The following is a 22,455-nucleotide window of genomic DNA, read 5'->3' on the forward strand; positions in this document are numbered from 1 at the left end:
TCTTTGTTTGCGCAGCATAATAATTTCTTTAAACCAAGCGATACTTTAAATGTAAAAAGGAGAAACATAGTCGTTTTTTCTGAAGTTGCAATTGGAGGTTTAACGCTTTTGGGTTTAAATCAGTTGTGGTATGCAGATTACGAACGTTCTAAGTTTCATACTATAGATGATAATAACGAATGGCTTCAAATGGATAAATTTGGTCATGTGTTCTCATCGTATCAATTAGGTAAGTTTGGAGTTCAAACTTTACGTTGGAGTGGTGTAAGCCAAAAAGATCAATTATTATATGGTGCAACATTGGGTTTCTCGTTTCTTACAGCTGTTGAGGTTTTAGATGGTTTCTCTAGTGAATGGGGATTTAGTTGGGGCGATTTCACTGCAAATACAGCAGGTGCAGGTTTATATATTGGTCAAGAATTACTTTGGGAAGAACAACGTATTGTCATGAAATATTCTTTTCATAGAACTCAATATGCTACACAAAGACCAGATAAATTAGGTAATGGCTTGCTAGAAGAAGCTTTAAAAGATTATAATGGTCAAACTTATTGGCTTTCAGCTAACGTACATTCCTTTTTTAAAAACAGTAAAATACCAGAATGGTTAAATGTTGCTATCGGTTATGGAGGAGAAGGTATGTTATCTGGAAATGAGGGTCTTATTGTTAATAATATGCTAATTAATCAAAATAGGCAACGCCAACTTTATTTAAGCTTAGATGTAGATTTAACAAAAATAAAAACGGACTCTGAGCTCTTAAAATCAATTTTCAGCGTTTTTAACAGTATAAAGGTGCCATTTCCTACTGTAGAATTTAATGGTAAAAATGGTGTGAAGTTCCACTCTGTCTACTTTTAAACGGTGTTAATCGGTTGATTTTCAGTATTCAAAAAAAGGTTGTACATTTGCACTCGAAATTTTAGGCACGCTATTTGTTTAATAGCTGTTTTTAAGAAATCAAATGATTATGAGTAAAAAAAATATTGCAAAGTTAGTTCCCTTAGTGCTTACAATATGTATTTTAATTGTAGTGTCGCTATCTAATAATTCTAATAGCAAAGATTATGCTTTGTTAGAAGACAAAACTATTGAAACTCCAGATGTGGATAACACAATAGTTCAGGCAGAAACCGTAAGTGTATCTTCTCTTAGGTATAAAAACGCTTTTTCTCCAGAGTTAGGAAAATCTTTCACTGGTTTTAAAGAAGAGTTAGGTTTTAAAGAATCTCAAAACGATTATTTTAGAGTTAATACTTTAGGGTATTTAGGAAAATACCAATTTGGTAGAAGTACTTTAGAACTCATTGGTATTAATGACACTAAACACTTTTTAAACACTCCAGAGTTACAAGAAAAAGCATTTGTAGCAAATGCAGAACGTAATAAATGGGTGTTAAGAAGAGATATTAAGCGCTTTGTTGGAGTACGTATTAATGGAATAGTAGTAACAGAATCTGGGATATTAGCAGCAGCACACCTTGCTGGTCCAGGAGGAGTGAAAAAATACTTAAGAAGTTACGGTTCTAATGGTTTCGAAGATGCTTATGGAACGTCTATTAAAAATTATATGAAACGCTTTCAAGGTTACGATACGTCAAGAATTAAAGCAAATAAAAAAGCAAAGGTCTCTATTAACGCTTAGTTAATAATTTTGATTTAACTTTTATGAATAATAAATAACGTTGGTCTTTTATGAAGGTCGACGTTATTTTTTTTCCAATCGTTTGCAGACATTGTTTTAATATATTCTGAAGGCAATGTAATATCGCAAGCCACACAAATATCTGTATTACCATTTAAGGTATTACACAAGTCTTCTAAAAACTTATTGTTTCTATAAGGTGTTTCAATAAATGATTGAGATTGATTTTGTTCAAAAGATAAACGCTCTAAACGTTTAATTTCCTGCTTACGTTCGCTTTTATCTATAGGTAGGTATCCATTAAAAGCAAAGCTTTGACCATTCATTCCAGAACTCATCATTGCCATTAATATAGAAGATGGTCCTACTAATGGAACTACTTTAATATCATTCTCATGAGCAAGCTTTACAATATCTGCACCAGGATCTGCAACTCCAGGACAACCTGCTTCAGAAAGTAAACCTACATTTAAACCTTTTTTACATGGATCTAAATAGGTTGGTAGTTCACTAATATCTGTAAACTTGTTTAAAGGAAAGAGTGTTAAACTCGACTGTTCTTTACTGGGACAAATTTTCTTAATATCGCGTCTTGCCGTTTTTTCGTTTTCAACAATAAAAATATCTACTTGTTCTATTGTGTTTTTTACCGTTATTGGTAAAACGTTTAGAGGATCTGTGTCACCTAAAGTTGTTGGAATAAGATATAGTTTTCCGTAAGAATCGTTCATATTATCAAGTAATAATAATTGGTAATTTACAACTAAGTTAATACAGTATAATAACTTGGTTATTTGTCTTTAAGTCTTTGTGTTATAATTGTGCAGGCTTTGTCTAGCATATTAAAAACATCATCAAAACCAGAATCACCACCGTAATAAGGGTCTGGAACTTCTAGATTTTTATCTGGATGGCTTTCGTTTAAAATAAGCTTCACTTTAGCAATGTCTTCTACATTACGAGCCATTTTTATAACATTTTCAAAGTTAGACTTATCCATTACGTATATATAATCATACGTTTCAAAATCTTCAATTATAAATTGTCTACCACGTTGGTTTGTGATGTCTAAGTTGTTTTTTCTTGCTACAGCAATAGAGCGTTTGTCTGGTAAACTACCTATATGATAATTGCTTGTACCAGCAGAATCTACCTCAAAATGTTCAGTATTAAGTTTAGAATCTAAAATACCATGAGCTAGTGGTGAGCGACAGATGTTTCCGAGGCAAACCATTAAAATTCTAATCATAATTTAGGCTATTTTTTAGACAGACAGTTTTTTTGTCAAATCTTCAACGTACTTTCTAAATTGCTTATCTGTAGAAGATAAGTTGTCAACCGTTTTACAAGCATGTAATACAGTAGCATGATCACGTTTTCCAATTTGAGAACCAATACTTGCTAAAGATGCTTTCGTTAATTTCTTAGCAAAAAACATAGCTAATTGTCTCGCTTGTACAATATGGCGTTTTCTAGTTTTAGATTGAAGTGTATCTACATCCATTTGGAAATAATCCGATACCACTTTTTGTATATAATCTATAGAAACTTCGCGTTTTGTGTTCTTAACAAACTTTTCGACTACTTGCTTAGCTAGCTCAATATTAATCTCTTTTTTATTGAAAGACGATTGTGCTATTAAAGATATAATTGCACCTTCAAGTTCACGAATATTAGATTTAATATGCTTTGCAACATACTCAATAATATCATCAGGCATTTCTACACCATCACGATATAATTTGTTTTTTAATATAGAAACACGCGTTTCAAAATCTGGAGTTTGAAGTTCCGCACTTAATCCCCATTTAAAACGAGATAATAAACGTTGCTCTATATCTTGCATATCTACAGGAGCTTTGTCACTTGTTAAAATAACTTGCTTCCCATTTTGATGTAAATGATTGAAAATATGAAAGAATACATCCTGTGTTCCAGATTTTCCAGATAAGAACTGTACATCATCAATAACTAGTACATCTATTAATTGGTAAAAGTGAATGAAATCGTTTCTATTGTTCTTCTTAACAGAATCTATATATTGTTGAGTGAATTTTTCAGCAGAAATATATAAAACTGTTTTTTCAGGATATTTATCTTTAATATCAACACCAATAGCGTGTGCCAAATGTGTTTTTCCTAATCCAACACCACCAAATATTAATAACGGGTTAAAAGACGTTCCACCTGGCTTTGCCGAAACAGCTAAACCTGCACTACGTGCTAAACGGTTAGAGTCACCTTCTAGAAAATTATCAAAATTGTAGTTAGGATTAAGTTGAGATTCTATTTTTACATTACGAATTCCAGGAATAACAAATGGATTACGTAATTCTCTATCTCTATTTTTTAAAGGCACATCTACATCTTGAGATTTAACCGCCGAACGATTAGAACTTGGTATTTTCTCTGTAAAAGGTTGTTTATTACCATAAGTGTTTTCCATTTTAATAATGTAAACAAGCTTGGCAGTTTCCCCTAATTCTTTTGTAAGTGCTACTTTTAAAATTTTAACATAATGTTCTTCTAGCCACTCGTAAAAGAATTTACTGGGCACCTGAACACTTAAAGCATTATCTGTAAGCTTCACTGCCATGATCGGTTCGAACCAAGTTTTATATGCTTGAGGTTGAATATTGTCTTTTATAAAATTGAGACAGTTATTCCATACCGATTGCGCAGTTATACTCATTGTTAAAATTTTGTGTTTTTTGTTAGTTAATTACAGACAAGTTTTTGGAACTTATATCATCTGTTTTGTGCGTGGCAAATATGTGAACAAAAAACTTAAAAAAAAAATCATTTACTATTGAATGTTTAGTTTTTTTTCCTCATACTGACAACTCAAACGAAACTACAAAAAATAATTCACATTTATAGAGATGAAGTCAGATAAAATTGATATTAGAGTACGTTATGCAGAAACCGATCAGATGGGTGTCGTTCATCATGGAAACTACGCATTATATCTAGAAATAGCTCGTATTGAGTGGTTGCGGAAATTAGGTGTTTCTTACAAGAAAATGGAAGAATCTGGAGTGGGTCTTCCTGTCGCGTCACTAAGTGTAAAATATAAGAAATCTATAAAATATGACGACGTAATTACGGTTAAAACTATGCTTAAAAAGGAGCCCACTGTAAAGGCTGAATTTGATTTTGAAATTACTAATAATCTTGGTGAAATTTTATCGACAGCAAATGTGGTTTTAGTATTTGTTGATTTAAAAACAAATAGACCAACACGACCTCCAAAATATTTTTTAGAAGCTTTAGAAAAGTAATTTAAAAGTTAACTGTCTAACTTTTTTATTTTAACCTTATATATAGATTCGAAAATTTCGAAGATACTTTCTGCGTCTTTTTTTCTAACAGAAATTGTAATCTCGCAATCCAATTCTAGTTTTTGATTAGTGATGTTTAAGTTCTTTTCTTTAATAACGCGCATCACTTTGTTCATTAATTCGTATTCGAACTTTATTAGAAAATCTATATTAATAGTGAGCTCTTTTATTTTAGAAGCTTCTAAAGCTAATTGAGCTCCTGTTTTGTATGCATTAATTAAGCCGCCAACACCTAATTTTACGCCTCCAAAATAGCGTACAACAACTATTAGTATATTTGTAACGTTAAACGATTGTATTTGTCCGTAAATAGGCATTCCGGCACTATTATTAGGCTCTCCGTCATCGTTAGCTCTATATATTATACTACTTTTTTCTTTGCCAATCTGGTATGCATAACAAAAATGTCCTGCTTTTGGATGTCGTTTTTTTAAATCTTCAAGACATTCTTTTACATTGTCCTCGCTTATAAGCGGAAAAGCATAATTGTAAAACTTGGAGTTTTTATCCTTAAAAAGCACCTCTTCCGATGGTTTTAAAATCGTTTTATAAGTGTCGTTTACGTTTTCTTCCATTATGCTAAAGTTACTAATACAATTGAGAAAATAGCAATTGCAATTCCAAACCAGTTTTTAAGGCTTAATTTTTCTTTAAAAAATAAAAGACCAAGTATTGTAGAAAGCATTACTATGGCTACATTGTTAATGGTAAATATGCTTGAACTTTCAAAACTATCCACTTGCAATGCTTTTAAGAGCATGTATATGGAGTAGTAATTTACAATACCTAAAATAATGCCGCCAAAAATACTTCTGTAATCGAATTTTAATTTTCCTGTTATCGCTTTCGCGGAAAGAATAACGATACCTATAATACCGGCAATAGCAAATATAGTGGCCGAAAATATTGGAATACCATTTTCCGATACGTATGATGTTTCAATGTATTTTATTGTGGTATCAATAGTGCCAGAGCCAAAGAACAGTAAAATAGGAAGCCATAAATTTTTAAGATCTACTTTGCCTGTTTTGGCTTTTAAAGAAGTTAAATAGACTGCAAACAATGCTAATAAAATGCCTATGGTTTTTAATATGGTTAAACTTTCGTTATACGCATATATTCCAAAAATGATGGGAATTACAACACTCATTTTACTAGCAACAGAAGCAACCGATAATCCGTTACGTTGTGCTGTTAATGCCATGATATTAAAAATAGAGATAAAAAGAAAACCTAAAAATATGGTGCCATAAAACCAATCTTTGTTAATAACTTCATTAAAGCTAATGGTTTCTGTAGAACTTAAGATGCCGGTAGTAAATGCTGTAAAATAATTTACAACAATAGTTTGAAGTGTATTGATTTTGTACTTCCCTAATAATGTAAAAATTACAAATATAAGAGTAGAGGCAAGGATGCTAAGTAATAAGTATATCAAAAAAGATCACTTTTAATGGTGAATAAGTCTACAATGTCTTCTTCTTTCGGATCGTTATTCCAAACATTGATACCAAGTTTTGCTGCTGCTTCTGTATTTTCTAAAGTATCGTCTATAAAAAGGCAGTCTTCAGCTTTGAGCTTGTTTTCTTTTAAAACAAATTCAAAAATATCTGCGTTTGGTTTTCTTAGCATTATTTCATGAGACAAATAAAACTTATTAAAAGCTGCTTTAAAATCATCATAAAATGAAATGTGCTCTTTTATACAATCTATATGTAGCTCGTTTGTGTTACTCAATAAAATAAGATTGTATTTTTCGTCCTTTGCTAATTGTTCTATAAATGCTAAACGTTTTGGAGGGAAATCGCAGATTATAAAATTCCAAGCCTCAATAATTTCTTGTTTCGATAATTTCGGGAAGTTTTCACGATAGAAATCTATAAATTCATCTGTAGACAATAGACCTTGCTCGTAAAGCGCGTTTATTGCTATTAAATCTTCAGAAAGTTCATCCATTTCGAATAATTCTAAAGCATTTGTCATTGCACCTTCTTTATCAAGGTTTATGAATACGTCTCCGAAATCGAATATTATTGTTTTTATCATAATTAGTTTTAAGTCGCTTTGAATAATTTTTTTAAAGCCTGAGAAAATGAACAAAGAAGTTTTTAAAGAGATTCTCGATACAATTCTGATCAAAAAAAAAGAATCACTCTAACTGATCGCTATTTTTATAAATTCGTAATGTGTCTTCTAATATTTTTTCTTCAGTAATTAAAGTTCCAGAAAATATAGGAGCTTTAACACCAGTTTTAAATTCTATATTCCCTTTAAATAGTCTTGCTTCATCCCAAAGTCCTTCATCTATAAAAAGCTGAAGTGTTTTAGAGCCACCTTCAATAATAATAGAGTTGATATTGTTTGTAAACAACGTATCGCAAATACTTTTAGCAGTGTCTTCTTTTAGAATAATAGTTTCAGCTTCAGAATTAAATACAGAAAGATTTTTTGGTAGTTCTTCGTTTTTATCTAAAACCACACGTATTGGGTTGTTGCCAGTCCAATCTCGAACAGTTAAACTAGGATTATCTTGTAAAACAGTATTTGTGCCAACCAAAATAGCTTGCTCTTCTGCTCTCCATTTATGGACTAATTGTCTGGATAATTGATTAGTTATCCAAACTGGTTTTTGTTCGTCTCTAGTAGTAGGAGCAATAAAACCATCGTTTGTTTCTGCCCATTTTAATATAATGTAAGGACGTTTTTTGTTATGAAATGTAAAAAAGCGTTTGTGATGCTCTTTGCATTCTTTTTCTAAAACACCAATGGTAACATTGCAACCAGCTTCCATTAGTTTTTTTATGCCTTTTCCTGCAACTTGTGGATTGTCATCTACACAGCCAATAACTACATTTGGTATTTTATGATGCAGTATTAAATCGCTACAAGGCGGTGTTTTACCATAATGAGAGCAAGGTTCAAGCGTAACATAAATAGTGCTTTTTGCTAAAAGCGATTTATCTGTAACGGACTTAATAGCATTAACTTCGGCATGATTACCACCATATTTACAAGTAAAACCTTCTCCAATAATATTATTGTTATACACTATTACTGCGCCAACCATTGGGTTTGGACGTGTTGTGCCTAATCCGTTATTCGCAATTTGTATTGCGCGTTGCATGTATGTTTGGTGCGTAGTCAATGCTATAATTTAATCTTTACGTCTTCAATTTCATCCACATCGTATTTATGCGAAAAACCAAAGACTTTATATTTAATCACTCCTTTATATTGCACTTTCATAGATTTGTTAAGCATACTACTTAAAACACTACTAAGGTTATTGAGGTTTAATAATTTGTTAGTTGGAATATTTGCCGATAATGGAATAGAAAATTCTTTTTTAGAAGGCACATCGAACTCTTTAGAAGATACGGTTGCTACCTCGATATCGTTTACGGTAATGGTAATCCCTTCAGTTTCTAATTTTCCACCAACGCTATTAGGATTGTTAAAAAAAGCATCAGCAGTTAGTATTATAAATTCTGAATTAGAATCAGCAACTTCAATATTTTCTACACGTAAAAATTCCGGTTTTTCTTTAATCGAACAACTTAAAAAACAAACTGTAATTGTTAATAAGATTATGAGTTTCTTCATCTTGAAATTTTTTAATTTGTTTGGTATTACTGTATCTTCAACCTTTAATTGAGGCGTAAAAATACTATAATAACGTGAGTAATAATAATATTGTAATAAGAGAAATTAAAGCGGAAGATAATGCTAAGATTGAAAGCGTTATACGTGCTGTTTTTATTGAGTATAAGCTACCATTAGTTGGTACTGCATATGCAGATAGCGAAACACCTAAAATGTTTGAATCTTATAGTGAAACAAGAGAAGCATATTTTGTGCTTGCTTTAAATGGTGTTGTAGAAGGTGGAGGAGGTTTAAAACCTTTAAATGGAATGGAGGACGATGTATGCGAAATTCAGAAAATGTATTTTTCGTCGAAAATTCGTGGTAAAGGTTATGGTAAAAAGATGTTTTTAAAATGTTTAGAAAAAGCGAAGGCTTTAGGTTTTAAGCAATGTTATTTAGAAACAATTCCAGAGTTAAAAGAAGCTATTCATATATACGAAACTAACGGTTTTAAACATTTAAAGGCGCCTTTGGGAGAAACAGGACATTTTAGTTGTGGTATTTGGATGGTAAAAGATTTATAAATTAAGAAAAGAATAAACAGAGATTGTGTTAATAAAAGACTTAGAGAATATATTTCATGAAACCTTAGATGCAATCTACGGTAAAGAAGAAGTGACTAGTTTCTTCTTTCTGTGTACAGATGCATTTTATAATATTACACGTTTTGCATTAGCTTTGGATAGGGATTTGTCTATTACAAAAGAAGAGCAACAACCTATTTTTGATGCTTTAGAAGCTTTAAAAAATGAAAAACCCATTCAATACATTTTAGGCGAAACAGAATTTTATGGTTTACCGTTTAAAGTAGATGAGAATACTTTAATTCCAAGACCCGAAACGGAAGAGTTGGTGGAATTAATTATCGATTGTCATTCAGAGCGAAGTAAAAACGAAAAACCTTCAATTTTAGATATTGGTACAGGAAGTGGTTGTATTGCTATCTCGTTGGCTAAAAATATGGGTAATGCACAGGTTTATGCCATGGATGTTTCCGCGAAAGCGATAAAAAAAGCAACAGAAAACGCAGCTTTAAATAAAGTAGAAGTCAATTTTATAGAAGGCAGTATTTTAGATAAACCAGAATGGGAACCGTTATTTCAAGATTTAAAATTTGATGCAATCGTGTCTAATCCGCCATACGTACGTAATCTTGAAAAAGCCGAAATACAAAACAATGTATTAAACAACGAACCACATTTAGCATTGTTTGTAGAAGATGACAATCCGTTAGTATTTTATAACGCAATTACTGAATTTGCTGTTGATAGATTGAAAGACAACGGACAATTATTCTTCGAAATTAACGAGTATTTAGGACCAGAAACGAAAGTTTTAGTTGAGACTTTTGGGTTTAAGAATGTAGAGATAATTAAAGACTTATTTGGTAAAGACCGAATGATAAAAGCAAATAAATAATGAAAAGCATAGCAGTATTTTGTGGCGCAAGCATGGGAAATGATAATACAATTATTTCTGAAGCTTATGCTTTAGGTAAAACATTAGCGCAACAAAACATAACTTTAGTTTATGGTGCAGCTAAAATTGGTATTATGGGAACGGTTGCTAATGGAGCACTTGAAAACAACGGAAAGGTTGTTGGGGTTATTCCAGATTTTTTAAAAACAAAAGAAATTGTAAGTGAAGGCTTAACAGAATTAATTGTAACTAATAACATGCACGATCGTAAAGTAAAGTTATACGAAAAAAGCGATGGTTTTATAGTTATTCCTGGTGGTTTTGGTACTATGGATGAGTTTTTCGAAATCTCAACTTGGGGACAATTAGGTTTACATACCAAGCCTATTGGTATTCTAAATACTAGCGGTTATTACAATGGGTTAATTTCTCAATTTAAAACAATGGTAGAAAAAGGCTTTTTGAAACAAGAAAATTTAGATGCTGTTGTTGTAGATAATACTATTGATGGTTTGTTAGAAAAAATGAATAATCATGTGCCTTTACCTGCGCCAGAATGGCTAGATGTTTCTAAGTTATAAGTTATGTCTAAGTTTGGTTTTATTATCGTATTCGTTTGCTTTTTTCTGAGTTATAAAAAACAGAAAAAGGAGCAGTTGCAACCTATTGAAGTTACTGAAAAAACAAAAAAGGATAATGCAATTCCTGAAAAAAATCACGATTTTTCGTCTATACCTAAAGACACCATTTTTGTCACTGGAAAGCATATTGTTTTTACAAGACCGTCTGACAAAGAATTCGAAATATTAAAAGATGAAGAAGGGATTAATGAGTTGGATTCAGATTTTGGGTTGTACTCTTCCAAAGTAATAGATTCTTTACAATCAACTTACAAAATAACAGCTACTAACAAGCGAATTATTGGTATTGTAAAACCTAATGATACTATTTATGTAGATCGCTTATCTCCCAAAGCAAGAGTGAGTCGAGATCCAATACATTACTCTGCATTTTTAGTGTTTAACGACTATTTTTCAATCTATTCTAATGTTTATACAGATGGTGCTTATTACGGACTTATTAGAGACTATTATAATACAGTGCGTTTCGAAAAACCAATTGCGAATAAATATGTAATATCAAGAAATGGATTAAATATTAGGCAAGAAAACGGAACTATAGATGGTAAGTATAATAATGGCGATTTAGTTAATATTATAGGTTATACAGATGAGGTTATTGAGGTTGAAGACGAAGAAAGAACAGTAAAAGGACGTTGGGCAATTGTAAAATGGAGAGATGGAGGAACAGTTTTAAAACGGTATGTGTTTGAAGGCTTTTTAGGAGATTTAGAAGATGTTGTTATTTATGAAGATCAAATTTGTGTTGGTTCTAAACTTACAGAAGCTACCAGATATAATATAAAAGAAGCAGATATAGAATGTCTAAAAGAGTATTTAGATTTCGAATTGATTTCTAAAGCGAGTTTTAATGCATTAAAAACGATTGAGAATACGTTTTTAACTAGTAATCCTTCAGTTCTAATAAAAGATAACGAAGATAAAACTGAAGACATCACGCTACCAATTAAAGATAGTGTCATTGTCTATAAAAGTAAAGTAGGTTATAATAATTCTACACATGATTACTATGGAGATATTAATTTTTTAAATCAATATTTAATGCATCATGTGTATCCAAAGGCAGAAGATGCTTTTTATAGTTTTGTAGATAGAAGTACAGGCAAGGAAACGTATTCGTTTGCAGATTATCCATATGTTTCATTAGATAAGAAAAAGATTATTTCTTTTGCATTCGATGTTTACGAAGAACAGTTTTTTATTGAAATTTATAAAATAAATGAAGATAAAAGCATTGTTTTAGAAAATGCGTTTTATTTTGTGCATTGGTTAAAAACCTATCAAAAAGAAATGAAGTGGATTTCGAATACAGAATTTGCAATAGAGATTGTAAATCAGAATATTTGGAATGGAAGTGAGGTCAAGAATCCTCAATATTTAAAAATTAAATTAAAAGAATAAAGTAGTGGATAATATTAAGACTAAAATTGAAGCACTTCGTGTTGAGTTAAGAGAACATAATCATAATTATTACATTTTAGATAATGCAACCATTAGCGATTACGATTTCGATATAAAATTAAAAGAACTTCAAGCTTTAGAAGAAGCGCATCCAGAGTTTTACGATGCAAATTCACCAACTTTACGTGTTGGAGGAGAAGTGACCAAGAATTTTAATACCATTGTGCATAATCATAGAATGTATTCTTTAGATAATTCTTATTCTCTAGAAGATTTGCAAGACTGGGAAACTAGGGTTAAAAAAATGATTGATGGTGATGTTAGTTATACTTGCGAATTAAAATACGATGGTGCATCAATAAGTTTAACCTACGAAAACGGTAATTTATTACGAGCAGTAACTCGTGGAGATGGTTTTCAAGGTGATGAGGTTACAGCAAATATTAAAACTATTAAATCTGTGCCTTTACAATTAAAAGGCGATTATCCTGCGAAATTTGATATTCGTGGCGAAATTGTTTTGCCTTTTGATGGTTTTATTAAAATGAATGAAGAGCGCGTTGCTAATGACGAAGAGCCTTATAAAAATCCAAGAAATACAGCGTCGGGAAGTTTAAAGCTGCAAGACAGTGCTGAGGTTGCTAAAAGGCCTTTAGAATGTTTATTATACAATTTAACTGGTGAGAATTTAGGTGTTCAAGATCAATTTGAAGGTTTAGAAAAAGCTAGACAAATGGGATTTAAAGTGCCAAATGAAGCACAATTATGCCATTCTATAGAAGAAGTTTTTAAATTTATAAACCATTGGGATAAAGCAAGACACGATTTACCTTACGAAACTGATGGAGTAGTAGTAAAGGTGAATAATTTATACCAGCAAGAAGAATTAGGTTACACCTCTAAAGCGCCACGTTGGGCAATGGCTTACAAGTTTAAGGCGGAGCAGGTGTCTACAGTGTTAAAAGAAATCACCTATCAAGTAGGAAGAACAGGAGCTATTACTCCAGTTGCTAATTTAGAACCTGTAGAGTTAGCAGGAACTATTGTAAAGCGTGCTTCTTTACATAATGCAGATCAGATTGAAAAATTAGATATTAGAATAAATGATACTGTTTTTGTAGAAAAAGGAGGAGAAATTATACCTAAAATTATAGCTGTAGATTTATCTGAAAGACCGTTAGATTCTCAACCAACACAATACATTACCGAATGTCCAGAATGCCAAACACCTTTAGAGAGATTGGAAGGTGAGGCTAAACATTTTTGTCCGAATTATAATGGATGCCACCCACAGGTTGTTGGGAGAATTCAGCATTACATTTCTAGAAAAGCTATGGATATTGAAGGTTTAGGTGGTGAAACTGTAGCGCTTTTAGTAACAGAAAAGCTTATTACTAATTATGCAGATTTGTATACGCTAACTAAAGAGCAAGTGATGCCTTTAGAACGTATGGCAGAAAAAAGCGCAGATAACTTGATAAATGGTATCGAGGCTTCAAAGCAAATACCGTTCGAGCGTGTACTTTTTGGAATAGGTATCCGTTTTGTTGGTGAAACTGTTGCTAAAAAGTTAGCTAAGCATTACAAAAGTATAGATGCTTTAGCGAGTGCTTCAATTGAAGATTTAGAAAAAGTAGATGAAATAGGAATTAAAATAGCCCAAAGTGTTGTTGCTTTTTTTGCTTCGGAAGACAATGTAAATGCTATTCAGCGTTTAAAAGATTGTGGTGTTCAGTTGGAGATTTCAGCAGATAAGTTAGCAAACCAAACAAATAGACTTGAAGGAAAAGCTTTTGTGGTTTCTGGTGTATTTACTCAAGTTTCTAGAACAGAACTAAAAAAACTAATTGAAGACAATGGTGGGAAGAATGTAAGTTCTATTTCTTCTAAAACAGATTTTGTAGTTGCAGGAGATAAAATGGGACCAAGTAAAAAGGAAAAAGCAGAGAAATTAAATGTGCCTTTGCTTTCTGAAACTGAGTTTTTAGATATGTTGAAATAGGCTTGTATTTGTGTTTTAGGCTTTTAAATTGAATACGAGTAAATGTTTTTTCATTTATCCATTATAAATATTTGTTTCCTAAACTTGGAAGTTGTTATTTTGGGAAGTTGATAATCCCTTGAATGTTTAATGTCTAGACCTCTTTTTTTAATCCTAGCAGCAATTGCTATTTTTACTGTTGTAATAGCTTTAGATTATTTTGATTTGGAAGTGCTATCTTCTACATTAGAGTTATCTGTAGTACCTTTAACATCTTTAGTGTATTTGTTTTTTAATAAAAATAAAGACAAATTTTTAACGGCCTTTTTTGTAATTTATACAATAGGTGATATTGCTAATATTTTAGATTTTAGAGAAGAGTCGAACTGGTCTTATTATGTTTGTAATGTCGCATATATATTGGCTTATCTTTTTTTAATACTCTACATTACTAAAAGCTTTAGTTTTAGGTTAGTATTAAAAAAGTACCTATTGGAGTTTTTTGTCTTACTTACACTAGATTTATATATGGTTTATGTTCTAATCAATATCATTAACCCTATAAATTTTGAATCTAATTTTATTGAATTAGTGCAAGCTGTAGAGTTCTTTTATAGTTTGATGGTTATTATCGTTTTGTCTTTTTCTTTTTTAAACTATATTCAAAATGCAAATAAAAAGTATCTTTTGCTATTTATTTCTTGCGTTATGATAGCGTTTTCAGAATTAATTTTAATAGGTTATTACTATATTGTAGATGATATTAGTATAAGCTATACTTCTTCAGTATTATTTATTTGTGGAATAATTATGTTATTTTTCCATTCGTTTGTAGACGTTAAAAGAGGATACTTAGCTTAGCTTTTTTTACATAAGGTAATCACCTAAAAATTATTAATCTGCGTTTAATAAAGAGTTTGTTTATCGCTATTTTCTGCTAGACGTGCTTTTTAATTTAGAAGTACTATTTAATTTTCTAAAGTATTTATTCTATTGCTCTTGGTTTATTTGTGTTTTTGAAGCATTCAAAACATTAAATAAGCACTTTGCAATGTTTTAATTTTTAGAGCTTTCTATGCAGTATAAAATCTATAATGTTCTAGATGTTTATGCTTTGCCCAATATTAGTAATATTGGGCGAATTTTTGGCTGCGTGAATTTGCTCATCTATATATAGCAAACAAAAGGATTAATCCTTTTGTTTGCTAGTGTTTATATTGTGTCTTCAGAGTATACTTTAAATGTAGCCTATGTAGTATTTTTAATAACAAGATTTTATCTAATTTACGAGTACATAGTCTCTGAAATTAATATATTCTATAAAGTTTTATTTAAAAAATGGAATGTCTCTCTTGTAGTAAAATAAAACAATAGAAGCGAGTATAAAGGTTGTAAGTGCTGTAAAAAATAAAATACCTCCATCTTCATTAACTGCTATACCTAATTTGGTTAAATGCATAAATAGTGCGCCTCCAATAACGCCAATTGTTAAAGAGGCACCAATCCATACTGTTTTAGGTATTAGTAGCAAGATGCCGGCAATAAGCTCTAATATACCTATACCGATACGTCCATAAGGTTCCATGCCAACCTGTTCAAAAATATAAATACTGTCTGGATGACCAGTAAATTTAAAACGTAGCGTTTGTATTAAAATAAGAGCTATAATAATTCGTAATCCTAAAAGTATTTTGGTTTTCATAATTTTTGATTTTGGTTATAAAAAGTGAATAATTATAACCTTGGTCGAAAAATTAAACTTTGTATTACACTATTATAGAAGTTCCATCTGCTGTTTTGTTTTTTTCGGCATCAAAATAAAAATCAATTTTCCCTAAATTTATGCCATAACAACCTACTTGGTTTACTAGTACATTTTTACCTTCGCTGTTTTGTGCAACAGTTGGTTTTGGTAAAAAAGTATGCGTATGTCCTCCTATAATTAAGTCTATATTCTTTGTAGATTTCGCAAGAGTAAGGTCACATATTTTACTTGGGCTTTTAGAGTAGTAGTAACCTAAATGAGATAAACATATAATAAGGTCGCACTGTTCTTCCTCCTTAAGAATTCTAGACATATCTGTAGCTATCTCAATAGGATCTAGGTAGTTTGTTTCTTTGTACATGTTTTTGTTAACTAAACCATCTAGTTTAATTCCAACTCCAAAAACACCAATTTTTAAACCATCTTTTACAAATACTTGATATGACTTAACATGTGTATCCATTACAGTATTTTTAAAATCGTAATTGGCAGATAAAAACTGAAAACTAGCATGTGGTAATTGTGCGTATAAACCATCTATACCATTGTCGAAATCATGATTACCAATAGTTGCTGCATCATATTTCATTTTAGACATAAGTTTAAACTCGAGTTCACCACCGTAATAATTAAAATATGGTGTGCCTTGAAAAATGTCTCCAGCATCTAATAGTAAAGTGTTTGGATTCTCGTTTCTAATAGACTCCACTAAACTAGCACGTCTTGCAACTCCACCTTGGTTTGCATTTCTAGCATCATCGGGACCAAATGGATCAATGTGACTATGTACATCGTTAGTATGTAGTATGGTGATTTTTTTAGTTTTTACAGATGCATTACAAGATTGAAACCCAAATCCGCCAAGAGTAACCAGGGCTGTTGCTGCTGATGATTGTTGTATAAATGTTCTACGTTTCATTTCTATTATTTGGTTTGGGTAAATCTGTTATCAATCTTTGGGTTTATAGTGTCTACTTTTTTAAAGTAGTCAATCATAGCATTTCTAATTTTATAATCTATATGGTAAATAGAGTCATTAGGTTTAAAAAAACGCATACCATCTCCACCATCGTATAAATAGTCATTAGTTGCTACATAATATGTTTTGTCTTTAATAATTGGTTTTCCACTAATTAAAGCTTCAGAAATTTTATAGTCTCTGTCCAAAGTAAGTTTTATACCTTGTACAGGATGCGCTCTTTTTGCTTGGCTTAAATACTGCATCATACTATCTATTTGTTGGCCTTTTAAAGCAATAACAACGATGCTGTTTTCAAAAGGCATCACTTGAAAAGCAGTTTCTGTAGTTATATCTCCTTTGGAAATTATAGAGCGAATACCGCCATGATTTAATATAACAGCATCAATGTGTTTATTTGTTCTTTTATTAAAAACATAATCACCTTCTTTAAAAACAATATCAGCCATTAAATTTCCAATAGCTGTATTTAAGTGTCCATCAGATTTGTTGTAGGTTTCCGGTGCATAAGATAGTACTGCATTCATGTCATCTGTTAGCCTATCTCTGTATGGAGCAATTATAGCATCATAATCTTGGTCTATTTCTAAGCTATCTTTTATGCCAATTTGCTTACCTTCAATTTTAGAAAGTACAAGCGGCTCTTGCTTACAAGAGAATATGCATATTAGAAAGCAAATAGAAATTAGTAAGTGGTATTTTTTCATTTGTAATACTTAGATTTTTTTAGAAAACATTTAGTTGGTTTTCCTACTTTTGTACAAAGCATAAAGATAAATGATTTTAAAAGGATTTAAAGAAAAATCTAATAAAAACTATATTGATTCTCAGTCAAAAAATAGAGTTATTTCGCCATCTAATACTAAAGTTAAACGTATTGGAGTTCTATTTAATGCCGAGGAGCTAATTAATGTTCCTATTTTTAATGGTTTAGCCGAAGTATTAAATATTAAGAAAGAAAATATAGAAATAATTGCTTTCAAATCTCAAATTGAAAAAGAAGAAGACGTATTTAGTCCAACTTATACAATGAAGCATTTAGGGTGGAGAGGCGCAATTAAAGAAGCGACATTAAAGCAGTTTTTAAATACAAAATTCGACCTTTTAATTAGTTATTATAAAAATGATACCACACCGTTAAAAGTGTTAACGGTTGCATCAAAATCAAAATTTAAAGTTGGTATTTTAGAAACAGATGAACGTATAAACGATTTAATAATTAAAACTGAAATAAATGATTTTAAAACATTTACTTCGGAATTAAAAAAATATCTCAATATTCTAAATAAAATATAGATAAAATGAAAAACCCTTTTTTAGGAACAGGAATAGCAATAGTAACACCATTTAAAACTAATGGTAGTATAGATGAAGAAGCTTTAGCTAATATTGTAGAATTCAATATTGATAATGGTACAAATTATATTGTTATATGCGGTACAACAGGAGAAAGCGTAACCATTACAAAGCAAGAGAAGTTAGATGTTATTGCAATAATTAGTAAAGCTAATAAAGGACGATTACCTTTAGTTTTAGGAATTGGAGGGAATAATACTGTTGAGGTTGTTAAAGAAATTGAAGGTACAGATTTGTCTCAATTTGCAGGAATTCTATCAGTATCTCCATATTATAGTAAGCCAACTCAAGAAGGAATTTATCAACATTTTAAAGCAGTTTCAAATGCATGTCCTGTGCCAATTATCTTGTATAATGTTCCAGGAAGAACAGCATCTAACATGTCGCCAGAAACAACGTTGAGATTGGCAAATGATTTCGAAAATATTGTAGCAGTAAAGGAGGCTGGAAACAATGTAGCGCAATATTTAAATTTATTAAAAGATAAACCTGAAGGTTTCGGAGTGATTTCTGGAGACGATGATTTAGCTTTAAGTGTTGCTTTAGCTGGAGGAGATGGTGTAATATCTGTAATTGGTCAAGCTTTACCAAAAGCATTTTCTAAAATGATAGCGCTAGGAAGAGCAGGAGAAGCAAAGGAGGCTTATAAAATTCATTTTGATTTAATGGAGATAACAAGTCTTATTTTTTCTGAAAATAATCCAGCAGGAATTAAAGCTGTTTTGCAAGCTTTAGAATTATGTAATGATACTGTGCGTTTGCCTCTTGTTGTTGCAACTGATGAATTAAAAGAGAAAATTAAAAACTATTTATCAAATTTTAATAAATAAGTTATAATCGTTAAATAATACTTAAAAGCGTGTGGTAGCTTAATTTCAACTCTTATTTTAGCAATGAAATTATATTTTTAAAATCCATATTAATAGCGTATTTTTGCATCTTGTTTAAAAATCTATGTTAGAAGCACTAGCAAATTGCATTAAAACAGATGAAAAAACATTAAAAAGACCTGATGAAAAACATATTTTATATACTAATTCTAGCTTTAACTTTTACATCTTGTAACGAATATCAAAAGGCTTTAAAGTCTGAAGACGCAGCTACAAAATATAAAGTTGGAGAAACGCTTTACGATGCCGGAAAGTTTTCTAAAGCTAATCGTTTATTCGAGCAAGCCATTCCTCAATATAGAGGTAAGCCACAGGCAGAAAGGCTAATGTATTTAAATGCTGATGCTTCATACCAAATGGAGGATTATTTTGTTGCAGGTTATCATTTTGAGCGTTTTGCTTCGGCATACCCAAAGAGTTCTAAAAAAGAAGAAGCTCTTTTTAAAGCAGCTAAAAGTTATTATGAACTTTCGCCTGTTTTTTCTAAAGATCAGGAAGATACATTCACAGCGTTACAAAAATTGCAGGAATACATTAATGTATATCCAGAATCTGAAAACGCAACCGAAGTTAATGCTCTAGTAAAAGAATTAAGTTTTAAACTAGAAAAAAAGGCTTTCGAAACAGCAAAGCAATACAATAGAATTTTAGACTACAAAGCTTCAATTTCTTCAATAGATAATTTTGTAATCGATTTTCCTGGGTCTTCACTTCGTGAGGAAGCCTTATACATTAAATTCGATTCGGCTTATCAACTAGGGACAAAAAGTGTTGAGTATAAAAAGAAAGCGCGTTTAGAAGCAGCAATAGCAAACTATAACACGTTTAAAAAAACGTATGCAACTTCAGAGTATTTAGAAGATGCAACAGAAAAGTATGAAGATGCTTTAAAACAATTAGAACAGTACAATACAAAAAGTTAATATAACAACTATGGATTTAAAAAAAATCGATGCTCCTTTAAGTACAACAACTTACGATAGAAATAAAGTTGATGCACCAACAGAAAACATCTACGAAGCAATTTCAATAATTGCAAAAAGAGCAGATCAAATTAATTCTGAAATTAAAAAAGAATTAATCGAGAAGTTGGAGGAATTTGCAACTTATAACGATTCTTTAGAAGAAATCTTTGAAAACAAAGAGCAAATAGAAGTGTCTAAATTCTACGAAAAACTACCTAAGCCACATGCTTTAGCAGTTAAAGAGTGGTTAGACGATAAAGTGTACCATAGAAGTACAGAAGAAAACCAAGACTAATTACTATGTCTATTTTAAGTGGCAAAAATATACTTTTAGGCATAAGTGCTGGTATTGCTGCTTATAAAACAGCGACATTAGTAAGAGTGTTTATAAAAGCAGGTGCAAACGTAAAAGTTGTAATGACGCCTGCTTCTAAAGACTTTGTAACACCTCTTACACTTTCCACACTATCTAAAAATCCTGTGCATTCTTCGTTTTATAATGAAGACGATGAGAATGCAGAATGGAACAATCACGTAGAGTTAGGTTTATGGGCAGACTATTTTCTAGTTGCTCCAGCCACTGCAAATACATTGTCTAAAATGGCAAATGGTACTTGCGATAATTTGTTGTTAGCAACATATTTATCTGCTAAATGTCCTGTTTATTTTGCGCCTGCAATGGATTTAGATATGTACATTCATCCCTCTACAACAAGCACATTTTCTAAATTAGAAAGTTTTGGGAATATTATAATTCCTTCAACCTCTGGAGAATTAGCTAGCGGTCTTGTCGGACAAGGTCGTCTTGCAGAACCTGAAGATATAGTTGCTTTTATAGAAGCGGATATTCTTAAAAACTTACCTTTAAAAGGTCAGAAAGTGCTTATTACAGCTGGTCCAACTTACGAAGCTTTAGATCCTGTAAGATTTATAGGTAATCATTCTAGCGGTAAAATGGGTTTTGAAATTGCTAAGGCAGCTGCTAATTTAGGTGCTGAAGTTATATTAATTACTGGGCCAACACATCAAAAAGTAAAACATAGCCTTATACAAATTATTCCTGTTTTTAGTGCTCAAGATATGTACGATGCAGCTCATCAGTTTTTTAAAACGGTAGATGTTGCTATACTTTCTGCAGCAGTAGCAGATTATAGACCAAAAGAAATCTCTACTAGTAAAATAAAAAAGAAAGGTGAAACGTTAACATTAGAGCTAGAGAAAACTAAAGACATTTTAGCATCTTTAGGAGCTATAAAAACAAATCAATTGTTAGTTGGTTTTGCTTTAGAAACAGACAATGAGTTGGAATATGCAAAAGGAAAACTTAAAAAGAAGAATTTAGACTTAATTGTTTTAAATTCGTTAAGAGATAAAGGTGCAGGTTTTAAAACCGATACTAACAAAGTAACTATTATAGACAATAAGAACAACATAAACGCTTATCAATTAAAGTCTAAAGCAGAAGTAGCAATAGATATTTTAAGTGTTATAACACAAAAATTAAATGCGTAATCTACTTATACTTTTAGTCTTTTTTGCAACAAGTTTTGGCTTTTCTCAAGAGCTTAATTGTAATGTAGTTGTGAATGCGCAGTTAACTGGTAACGAGAATCTTCAAATTTATAAAACGTTAGAAAAACAATTAACAGAGTTTGTAAATAAAACACAGTGGACTAAAAGAAAATTTAAGCCTCAAGAACGTATAGATTGTAATATTGTAATTAACGTTACTGGACAAAGTGGAGAGAATTTTGAAGCTTCCGTTCAAGTACAGTCGTCTAGACCAGTATTTGGTTCTACTTATACAACACCTGTTTATAATGTAAACGATAAGGACTTTTCTTTTAATTACTTAGAGTTTCAGAATTTAACATATAATGAAAACCAATACGAATCTAACTTAATTTCTGTATTAGCATTTCATATTAATATGGTATTAGGTTTAGATGCCGAATCTTTTTCTAAAGAAGGTGGTGACCCTTATTTTAAACAAGCACAGCGTATTGTAAACTACTCTCAACAAGAAAATTTTAAAGGCTGGAAATTAGAAGATGGATTGCAAAGTAAGTTTGCACTTATCGACAATATTTTATCACCTACATTTAGCGATTTTAGAACAGTAATGTACAATTACCACAGAAAAGGTATGGACATTATGAGTACTAATGATAAAGACGCTAAAAACGAAATTGCTTTATCTCTAGCATACTTTAGAAAAATGAATGCCAATAGACCAAATTCTTATCTTACAAGAGTGTTTTTCGATGCTAAAGCCGAAGAGATTGAACAAATTTTTTCTTCAGGACCAAGTGTAGATGTTACTACTTTAATAGATTTGTTAAATAGAGTAGCACCAACACACGCTAGTAAATGGAGAAATATTAAGTTTTAAGTTTCTTTATTACCTTCGTTACAAAATAAGTAAGT

General features: G+C 31.1%; 26 protein-coding genes. 15 read left to right on the forward strand and 11 right to left on the reverse strand.

The genetic code is table 11. From position 1 onward, the window contains the following. The first annotated feature begins 3 nt into the window (after positions 1-3). Together ASC41_RS09905 and ASC41_RS09910 are read left to right on the forward strand one after the other, a co-directional pair. Entirely contained in the window at positions 4-861 is an 858-nt protein-coding gene (locus ASC41_RS09905) for a DUF2279 domain-containing protein (protein ID WP_241489651.1), read from the forward strand. A 109-nt stretch (positions 862-970) separates the two neighbouring features. Further along, on the forward strand, positions 971-1,645 hold the full coding sequence (locus tag ASC41_RS09910) for a hypothetical protein (RefSeq protein WP_055436488.1): 675 nt from the start codon (positions 971-973) through the stop codon (positions 1,643-1,645). Positions 1,646-1,659: 14 nt separating this feature from the next. Here ASC41_RS09910 and ASC41_RS09915 read toward each other — a convergent pair whose 3' ends face one another. Genes ASC41_RS09915 through dnaA form a run of 3 tightly spaced genes read right to left on the reverse strand, consistent with a single transcriptional unit; the run spans position 1,660 to position 4,337 of the window. Then, on the reverse strand, positions 1,660-2,376 hold the full coding sequence (locus ASC41_RS09915) for an SAM-dependent methyltransferase (protein WP_055436489.1): 717 nt from the start codon (positions 2,374-2,376) through the stop codon (positions 1,660-1,662). A gap of 59 nt (positions 2,377-2,435) precedes the next feature. After that, positions 2,436-2,894, reverse strand: coding sequence for a low molecular weight protein-tyrosine-phosphatase (locus ASC41_RS09920; RefSeq protein WP_055436490.1), 459 nt, complete (start codon positions 2,892-2,894; stop codon positions 2,436-2,438). 15 nt (positions 2,895-2,909) lie between these two features. Further along, a complete protein-coding gene (gene dnaA / locus ASC41_RS09925; RefSeq protein ID WP_055436491.1) occupies positions 2,910-4,337 on the reverse strand; it encodes a chromosomal replication initiator protein DnaA in 1,428 nt (475 codons plus the stop codon). A 190-nt stretch (positions 4,338-4,527) separates the two neighbouring features. On the opposite strand from dnaA, the gene ASC41_RS09930 reads away from it, so the two are divergent. After that, positions 4,528-4,926 carry an acyl-CoA thioesterase gene (locus ASC41_RS09930; protein ID WP_055436492.1) on the forward strand — a complete coding sequence of 133 codons (399 nt, stop codon included), beginning with the start codon at positions 4,528-4,530 and terminating at the stop codon, positions 4,924-4,926. An 8-nt stretch (positions 4,927-4,934) separates the two neighbouring features. On the opposite strand, the gene ASC41_RS09935 is transcribed toward ASC41_RS09930, so the two are convergent. From ASC41_RS09935 to ASC41_RS09955, 5 genes are all read right to left on the reverse strand, one after another. Then, positions 4,935-5,561 (reverse strand): IMPACT family protein, encoded by a 627-nt coding sequence (locus ASC41_RS09935; RefSeq protein ID WP_055436493.1) that lies wholly within the window; start codon positions 5,559-5,561, stop codon positions 4,935-4,937. Further along, on the reverse strand, positions 5,561-6,424 hold the full coding sequence (locus tag ASC41_RS09940; RefSeq protein WP_055436494.1) for an EamA family transporter: 864 nt from the start codon (positions 6,422-6,424) through the stop codon (positions 5,561-5,563). The genes ASC41_RS09935 and ASC41_RS09940 overlap by 1 nt, the downstream gene beginning before the upstream one ends. Continuing rightward, positions 6,421-7,032 carry an HAD family hydrolase gene (locus ASC41_RS09945; protein ID WP_055436495.1) on the reverse strand — a complete coding sequence of 204 codons (612 nt, stop codon included), beginning with the start codon at positions 7,030-7,032 and terminating at the stop codon, positions 6,421-6,423. The genes ASC41_RS09940 and ASC41_RS09945 overlap by 4 nt, the downstream gene beginning before the upstream one ends. A gap of 103 nt (positions 7,033-7,135) precedes the next feature. Then, the gene (ribD, locus tag ASC41_RS09950) at positions 7,136-8,131 is read right to left on the reverse strand and encodes a bifunctional diaminohydroxyphosphoribosylaminopyrimidine deaminase/5-amino-6-(5-phosphoribosylamino)uracil reductase RibD (protein ID WP_262494963.1); all 996 of its coding nucleotides are present in this window, start codon (positions 8,129-8,131) and stop codon (positions 7,136-7,138) included. A 2-nt stretch (positions 8,132-8,133) separates the two neighbouring features. Further along, positions 8,134-8,589, reverse strand: a complete 456-nt coding sequence (locus ASC41_RS09955) for an LEA type 2 family protein (RefSeq protein WP_055436497.1) — start codon at positions 8,587-8,589, stop codon at positions 8,134-8,136. A 74-nt stretch (positions 8,590-8,663) separates the two neighbouring features. On the opposite strand from ASC41_RS09955, the gene ASC41_RS09960 reads away from it, so the two are divergent. The 6 genes from ASC41_RS09960 to ASC41_RS09985 all read left to right on the forward strand — a co-directional run bounded on the left by ASC41_RS09960 (position 8,664) and on the right by ASC41_RS09985 (position 14,934). Beyond that, complete coding sequence (locus tag ASC41_RS09960; protein WP_055436498.1) at positions 8,664-9,155, forward strand: GNAT family N-acetyltransferase; 492 nt, start codon at positions 8,664-8,666, stop codon at positions 9,153-9,155. Positions 9,156-9,180: 25 nt separating this feature from the next. Next, a complete protein-coding gene (gene prmC, locus ASC41_RS16985) occupies positions 9,181-10,050 on the forward strand; it encodes a peptide chain release factor N(5)-glutamine methyltransferase (RefSeq protein ID WP_055436499.1) in 870 nt (289 codons plus the stop codon). Beyond that, positions 10,050-10,631 carry an LOG family protein gene (locus ASC41_RS16990; RefSeq protein WP_055436500.1) on the forward strand — a complete coding sequence of 194 codons (582 nt, stop codon included), beginning with the start codon at positions 10,050-10,052 and terminating at the stop codon, positions 10,629-10,631. Before prmC ends, ASC41_RS16990 begins: the two co-directional genes overlap by 1 nt. A gap of 75 nt (positions 10,632-10,706) precedes the next feature. Then, a complete protein-coding gene (locus ASC41_RS09975) occupies positions 10,707-12,092 on the forward strand; it encodes a hypothetical protein (protein WP_055436501.1) in 1,386 nt (461 codons plus the stop codon). A gap of 4 nt (positions 12,093-12,096) precedes the next feature. Next, positions 12,097-14,094 (forward strand): NAD-dependent DNA ligase LigA, encoded by a 1,998-nt coding sequence (gene ligA, locus ASC41_RS09980; protein ID WP_055436502.1) that lies wholly within the window; start codon positions 12,097-12,099, stop codon positions 14,092-14,094. A gap of 129 nt (positions 14,095-14,223) precedes the next feature. Further along, a complete protein-coding gene (locus tag ASC41_RS09985; RefSeq protein ID WP_055436503.1) occupies positions 14,224-14,934 on the forward strand; it encodes a hypothetical protein in 711 nt (236 codons plus the stop codon). Positions 14,935-15,400: 466 nt separating this feature from the next. Here the strand turns inward: ASC41_RS09985 and ASC41_RS09990 are convergent, their stop codons facing one another. The 3 genes from ASC41_RS09990 to ASC41_RS10000 all read right to left on the reverse strand — a co-directional run bounded on the left by ASC41_RS09990 (position 15,401) and on the right by ASC41_RS10000 (position 17,524). After that, positions 15,401-15,775 carry a DoxX family membrane protein gene (locus ASC41_RS09990; RefSeq protein WP_055436504.1) on the reverse strand — a complete coding sequence of 125 codons (375 nt, stop codon included), beginning with the start codon at positions 15,773-15,775 and terminating at the stop codon, positions 15,401-15,403. Between the two features lie 64 nt (positions 15,776-15,839). Next, positions 15,840-16,757, reverse strand: coding sequence for a bifunctional metallophosphatase/5'-nucleotidase (locus ASC41_RS09995; protein ID WP_055436505.1), 918 nt, complete (start codon positions 16,755-16,757; stop codon positions 15,840-15,842). Positions 16,758-16,762: 5 nt separating this feature from the next. Continuing rightward, positions 16,763-17,524, reverse strand: a complete 762-nt coding sequence (locus ASC41_RS10000) for a 5'-nucleotidase C-terminal domain-containing protein (RefSeq protein WP_055436506.1) — start codon at positions 17,522-17,524, stop codon at positions 16,763-16,765. A gap of 70 nt (positions 17,525-17,594) precedes the next feature. Between ASC41_RS10000 and ASC41_RS10005 the strand changes: the two genes are divergently transcribed. The 6 genes from ASC41_RS10005 (at position 17,595) to porD (ending at position 22,420) form a co-directional block, all read left to right on the forward strand. After that, positions 17,595-18,113: a DUF6913 domain-containing protein gene (locus tag ASC41_RS10005; protein WP_055436507.1), complete on the forward strand. Its 519-nt coding sequence runs from the start codon at positions 17,595-17,597 to the stop codon at positions 18,111-18,113. A gap of 5 nt (positions 18,114-18,118) precedes the next feature. Further along, positions 18,119-19,003 (forward strand): 4-hydroxy-tetrahydrodipicolinate synthase, encoded by an 885-nt coding sequence (dapA, locus tag ASC41_RS10010; protein ID WP_055436508.1) that lies wholly within the window; start codon positions 18,119-18,121, stop codon positions 19,001-19,003. Between the two features lie 182 nt (positions 19,004-19,185). After that, positions 19,186-19,986 (forward strand): outer membrane protein assembly factor BamD, encoded by an 801-nt coding sequence (locus ASC41_RS10015; protein ID WP_055436509.1) that lies wholly within the window; start codon positions 19,186-19,188, stop codon positions 19,984-19,986. A gap of 10 nt (positions 19,987-19,996) precedes the next feature. Beyond that, positions 19,997-20,323 carry a DNA-directed RNA polymerase subunit omega gene (locus ASC41_RS10020; RefSeq protein ID WP_055436510.1) on the forward strand — a complete coding sequence of 109 codons (327 nt, stop codon included), beginning with the start codon at positions 19,997-19,999 and terminating at the stop codon, positions 20,321-20,323. A gap of 5 nt (positions 20,324-20,328) precedes the next feature. Next, entirely contained in the window at positions 20,329-21,540 is a 1,212-nt protein-coding gene (gene coaBC / locus ASC41_RS10025) for a bifunctional phosphopantothenoylcysteine decarboxylase/phosphopantothenate--cysteine ligase CoaBC (protein ID WP_055436511.1), read from the forward strand. Beyond that, positions 21,533-22,420, forward strand: coding sequence for a type IX secretion system protein PorD (gene porD, locus ASC41_RS10030; RefSeq protein ID WP_055436512.1), 888 nt, complete (start codon positions 21,533-21,535; stop codon positions 22,418-22,420). Before coaBC ends, porD begins: the two co-directional genes overlap by 8 nt. Positions 22,421-22,455: the final 35 nt, after the last annotated feature.

The organism is Lacinutrix algicola, assembly GCF_001418085.1.
Lineage (GTDB): Bacteria > Bacteroidota > Bacteroidia > Flavobacteriales > Flavobacteriaceae > Lacinutrix > Lacinutrix algicola.

Excerpts from the sequence above, each read along its gene's own strand:
- ASC41_RS10020 (WP_055436510.1), top strand. The coding sequence starts at position 19,997 with ATGGATTTAAAAAAAATCGATGCTCCTTTAAGTACAACAACTTACGAT.
- ASC41_RS09910 (WP_055436488.1), top strand. The coding sequence starts at position 971 with ATGAGTAAAAAAAATATTGCAAAGTTAGTTCCCTTAGTGCTTACAATA.
- ASC41_RS10015 (WP_055436509.1), top strand. The coding sequence starts at position 19,186 with ATGAAAAACATATTTTATATACTAATTCTAGCTTTAACTTTTACATCT.
- ASC41_RS09935 (WP_055436493.1), bottom strand. The coding sequence starts at position 5,561 with ATGGAAGAAAACGTAAACGACACTTATAAAACGATTTTAAAACCATCG.
- ASC41_RS09920 (WP_055436490.1), bottom strand. The coding sequence starts at position 2,894 with ATGATTAGAATTTTAATGGTTTGCCTCGGAAACATCTGTCGCTCACCA.
- ASC41_RS10005 (WP_055436507.1), top strand. The coding sequence starts at position 17,595 with ATGATTTTAAAAGGATTTAAAGAAAAATCTAATAAAAACTATATTGAT.
- ASC41_RS16990 (WP_055436500.1), top strand. The coding sequence starts at position 10,050 with ATGAAAAGCATAGCAGTATTTTGTGGCGCAAGCATGGGAAATGATAAT.
- ASC41_RS09995 (WP_055436505.1), bottom strand. The coding sequence starts at position 16,757 with ATGAAACGTAGAACATTTATACAACAATCATCAGCAGCAACAGCCCTG.
- dapA (WP_055436508.1), top strand. The coding sequence starts at position 18,119 with ATGAAAAACCCTTTTTTAGGAACAGGAATAGCAATAGTAACACCATTT.
- ASC41_RS10000 (WP_055436506.1), bottom strand. The coding sequence starts at position 17,524 with ATGAAAAAATACCACTTACTAATTTCTATTTGCTTTCTAATATGCATA.
- porD (WP_055436512.1), top strand. The coding sequence starts at position 21,533 with ATGCGTAATCTACTTATACTTTTAGTCTTTTTTGCAACAAGTTTTGGC.
- dnaA (WP_055436491.1), bottom strand. The coding sequence starts at position 4,337 with ATGAGTATAACTGCGCAATCGGTATGGAATAACTGTCTCAATTTTATA.
- ASC41_RS09915 (WP_055436489.1), bottom strand. The coding sequence starts at position 2,376 with ATGAACGATTCTTACGGAAAACTATATCTTATTCCAACAACTTTAGGT.
- ASC41_RS09985 (WP_055436503.1), top strand. The coding sequence starts at position 14,224 with ATGTCTAGACCTCTTTTTTTAATCCTAGCAGCAATTGCTATTTTTACT.
- ASC41_RS09930 (WP_055436492.1), top strand. The coding sequence starts at position 4,528 with ATGAAGTCAGATAAAATTGATATTAGAGTACGTTATGCAGAAACCGAT.
- ASC41_RS09955 (WP_055436497.1), bottom strand. The coding sequence starts at position 8,589 with ATGAAGAAACTCATAATCTTATTAACAATTACAGTTTGTTTTTTAAGT.
- coaBC (WP_055436511.1), top strand. The coding sequence starts at position 20,329 with ATGTCTATTTTAAGTGGCAAAAATATACTTTTAGGCATAAGTGCTGGT.
- ASC41_RS09990 (WP_055436504.1), bottom strand. The coding sequence starts at position 15,775 with ATGAAAACCAAAATACTTTTAGGATTACGAATTATTATAGCTCTTATT.
- ASC41_RS09945 (WP_055436495.1), bottom strand. The coding sequence starts at position 7,032 with ATGATAAAAACAATAATATTCGATTTCGGAGACGTATTCATAAACCTT.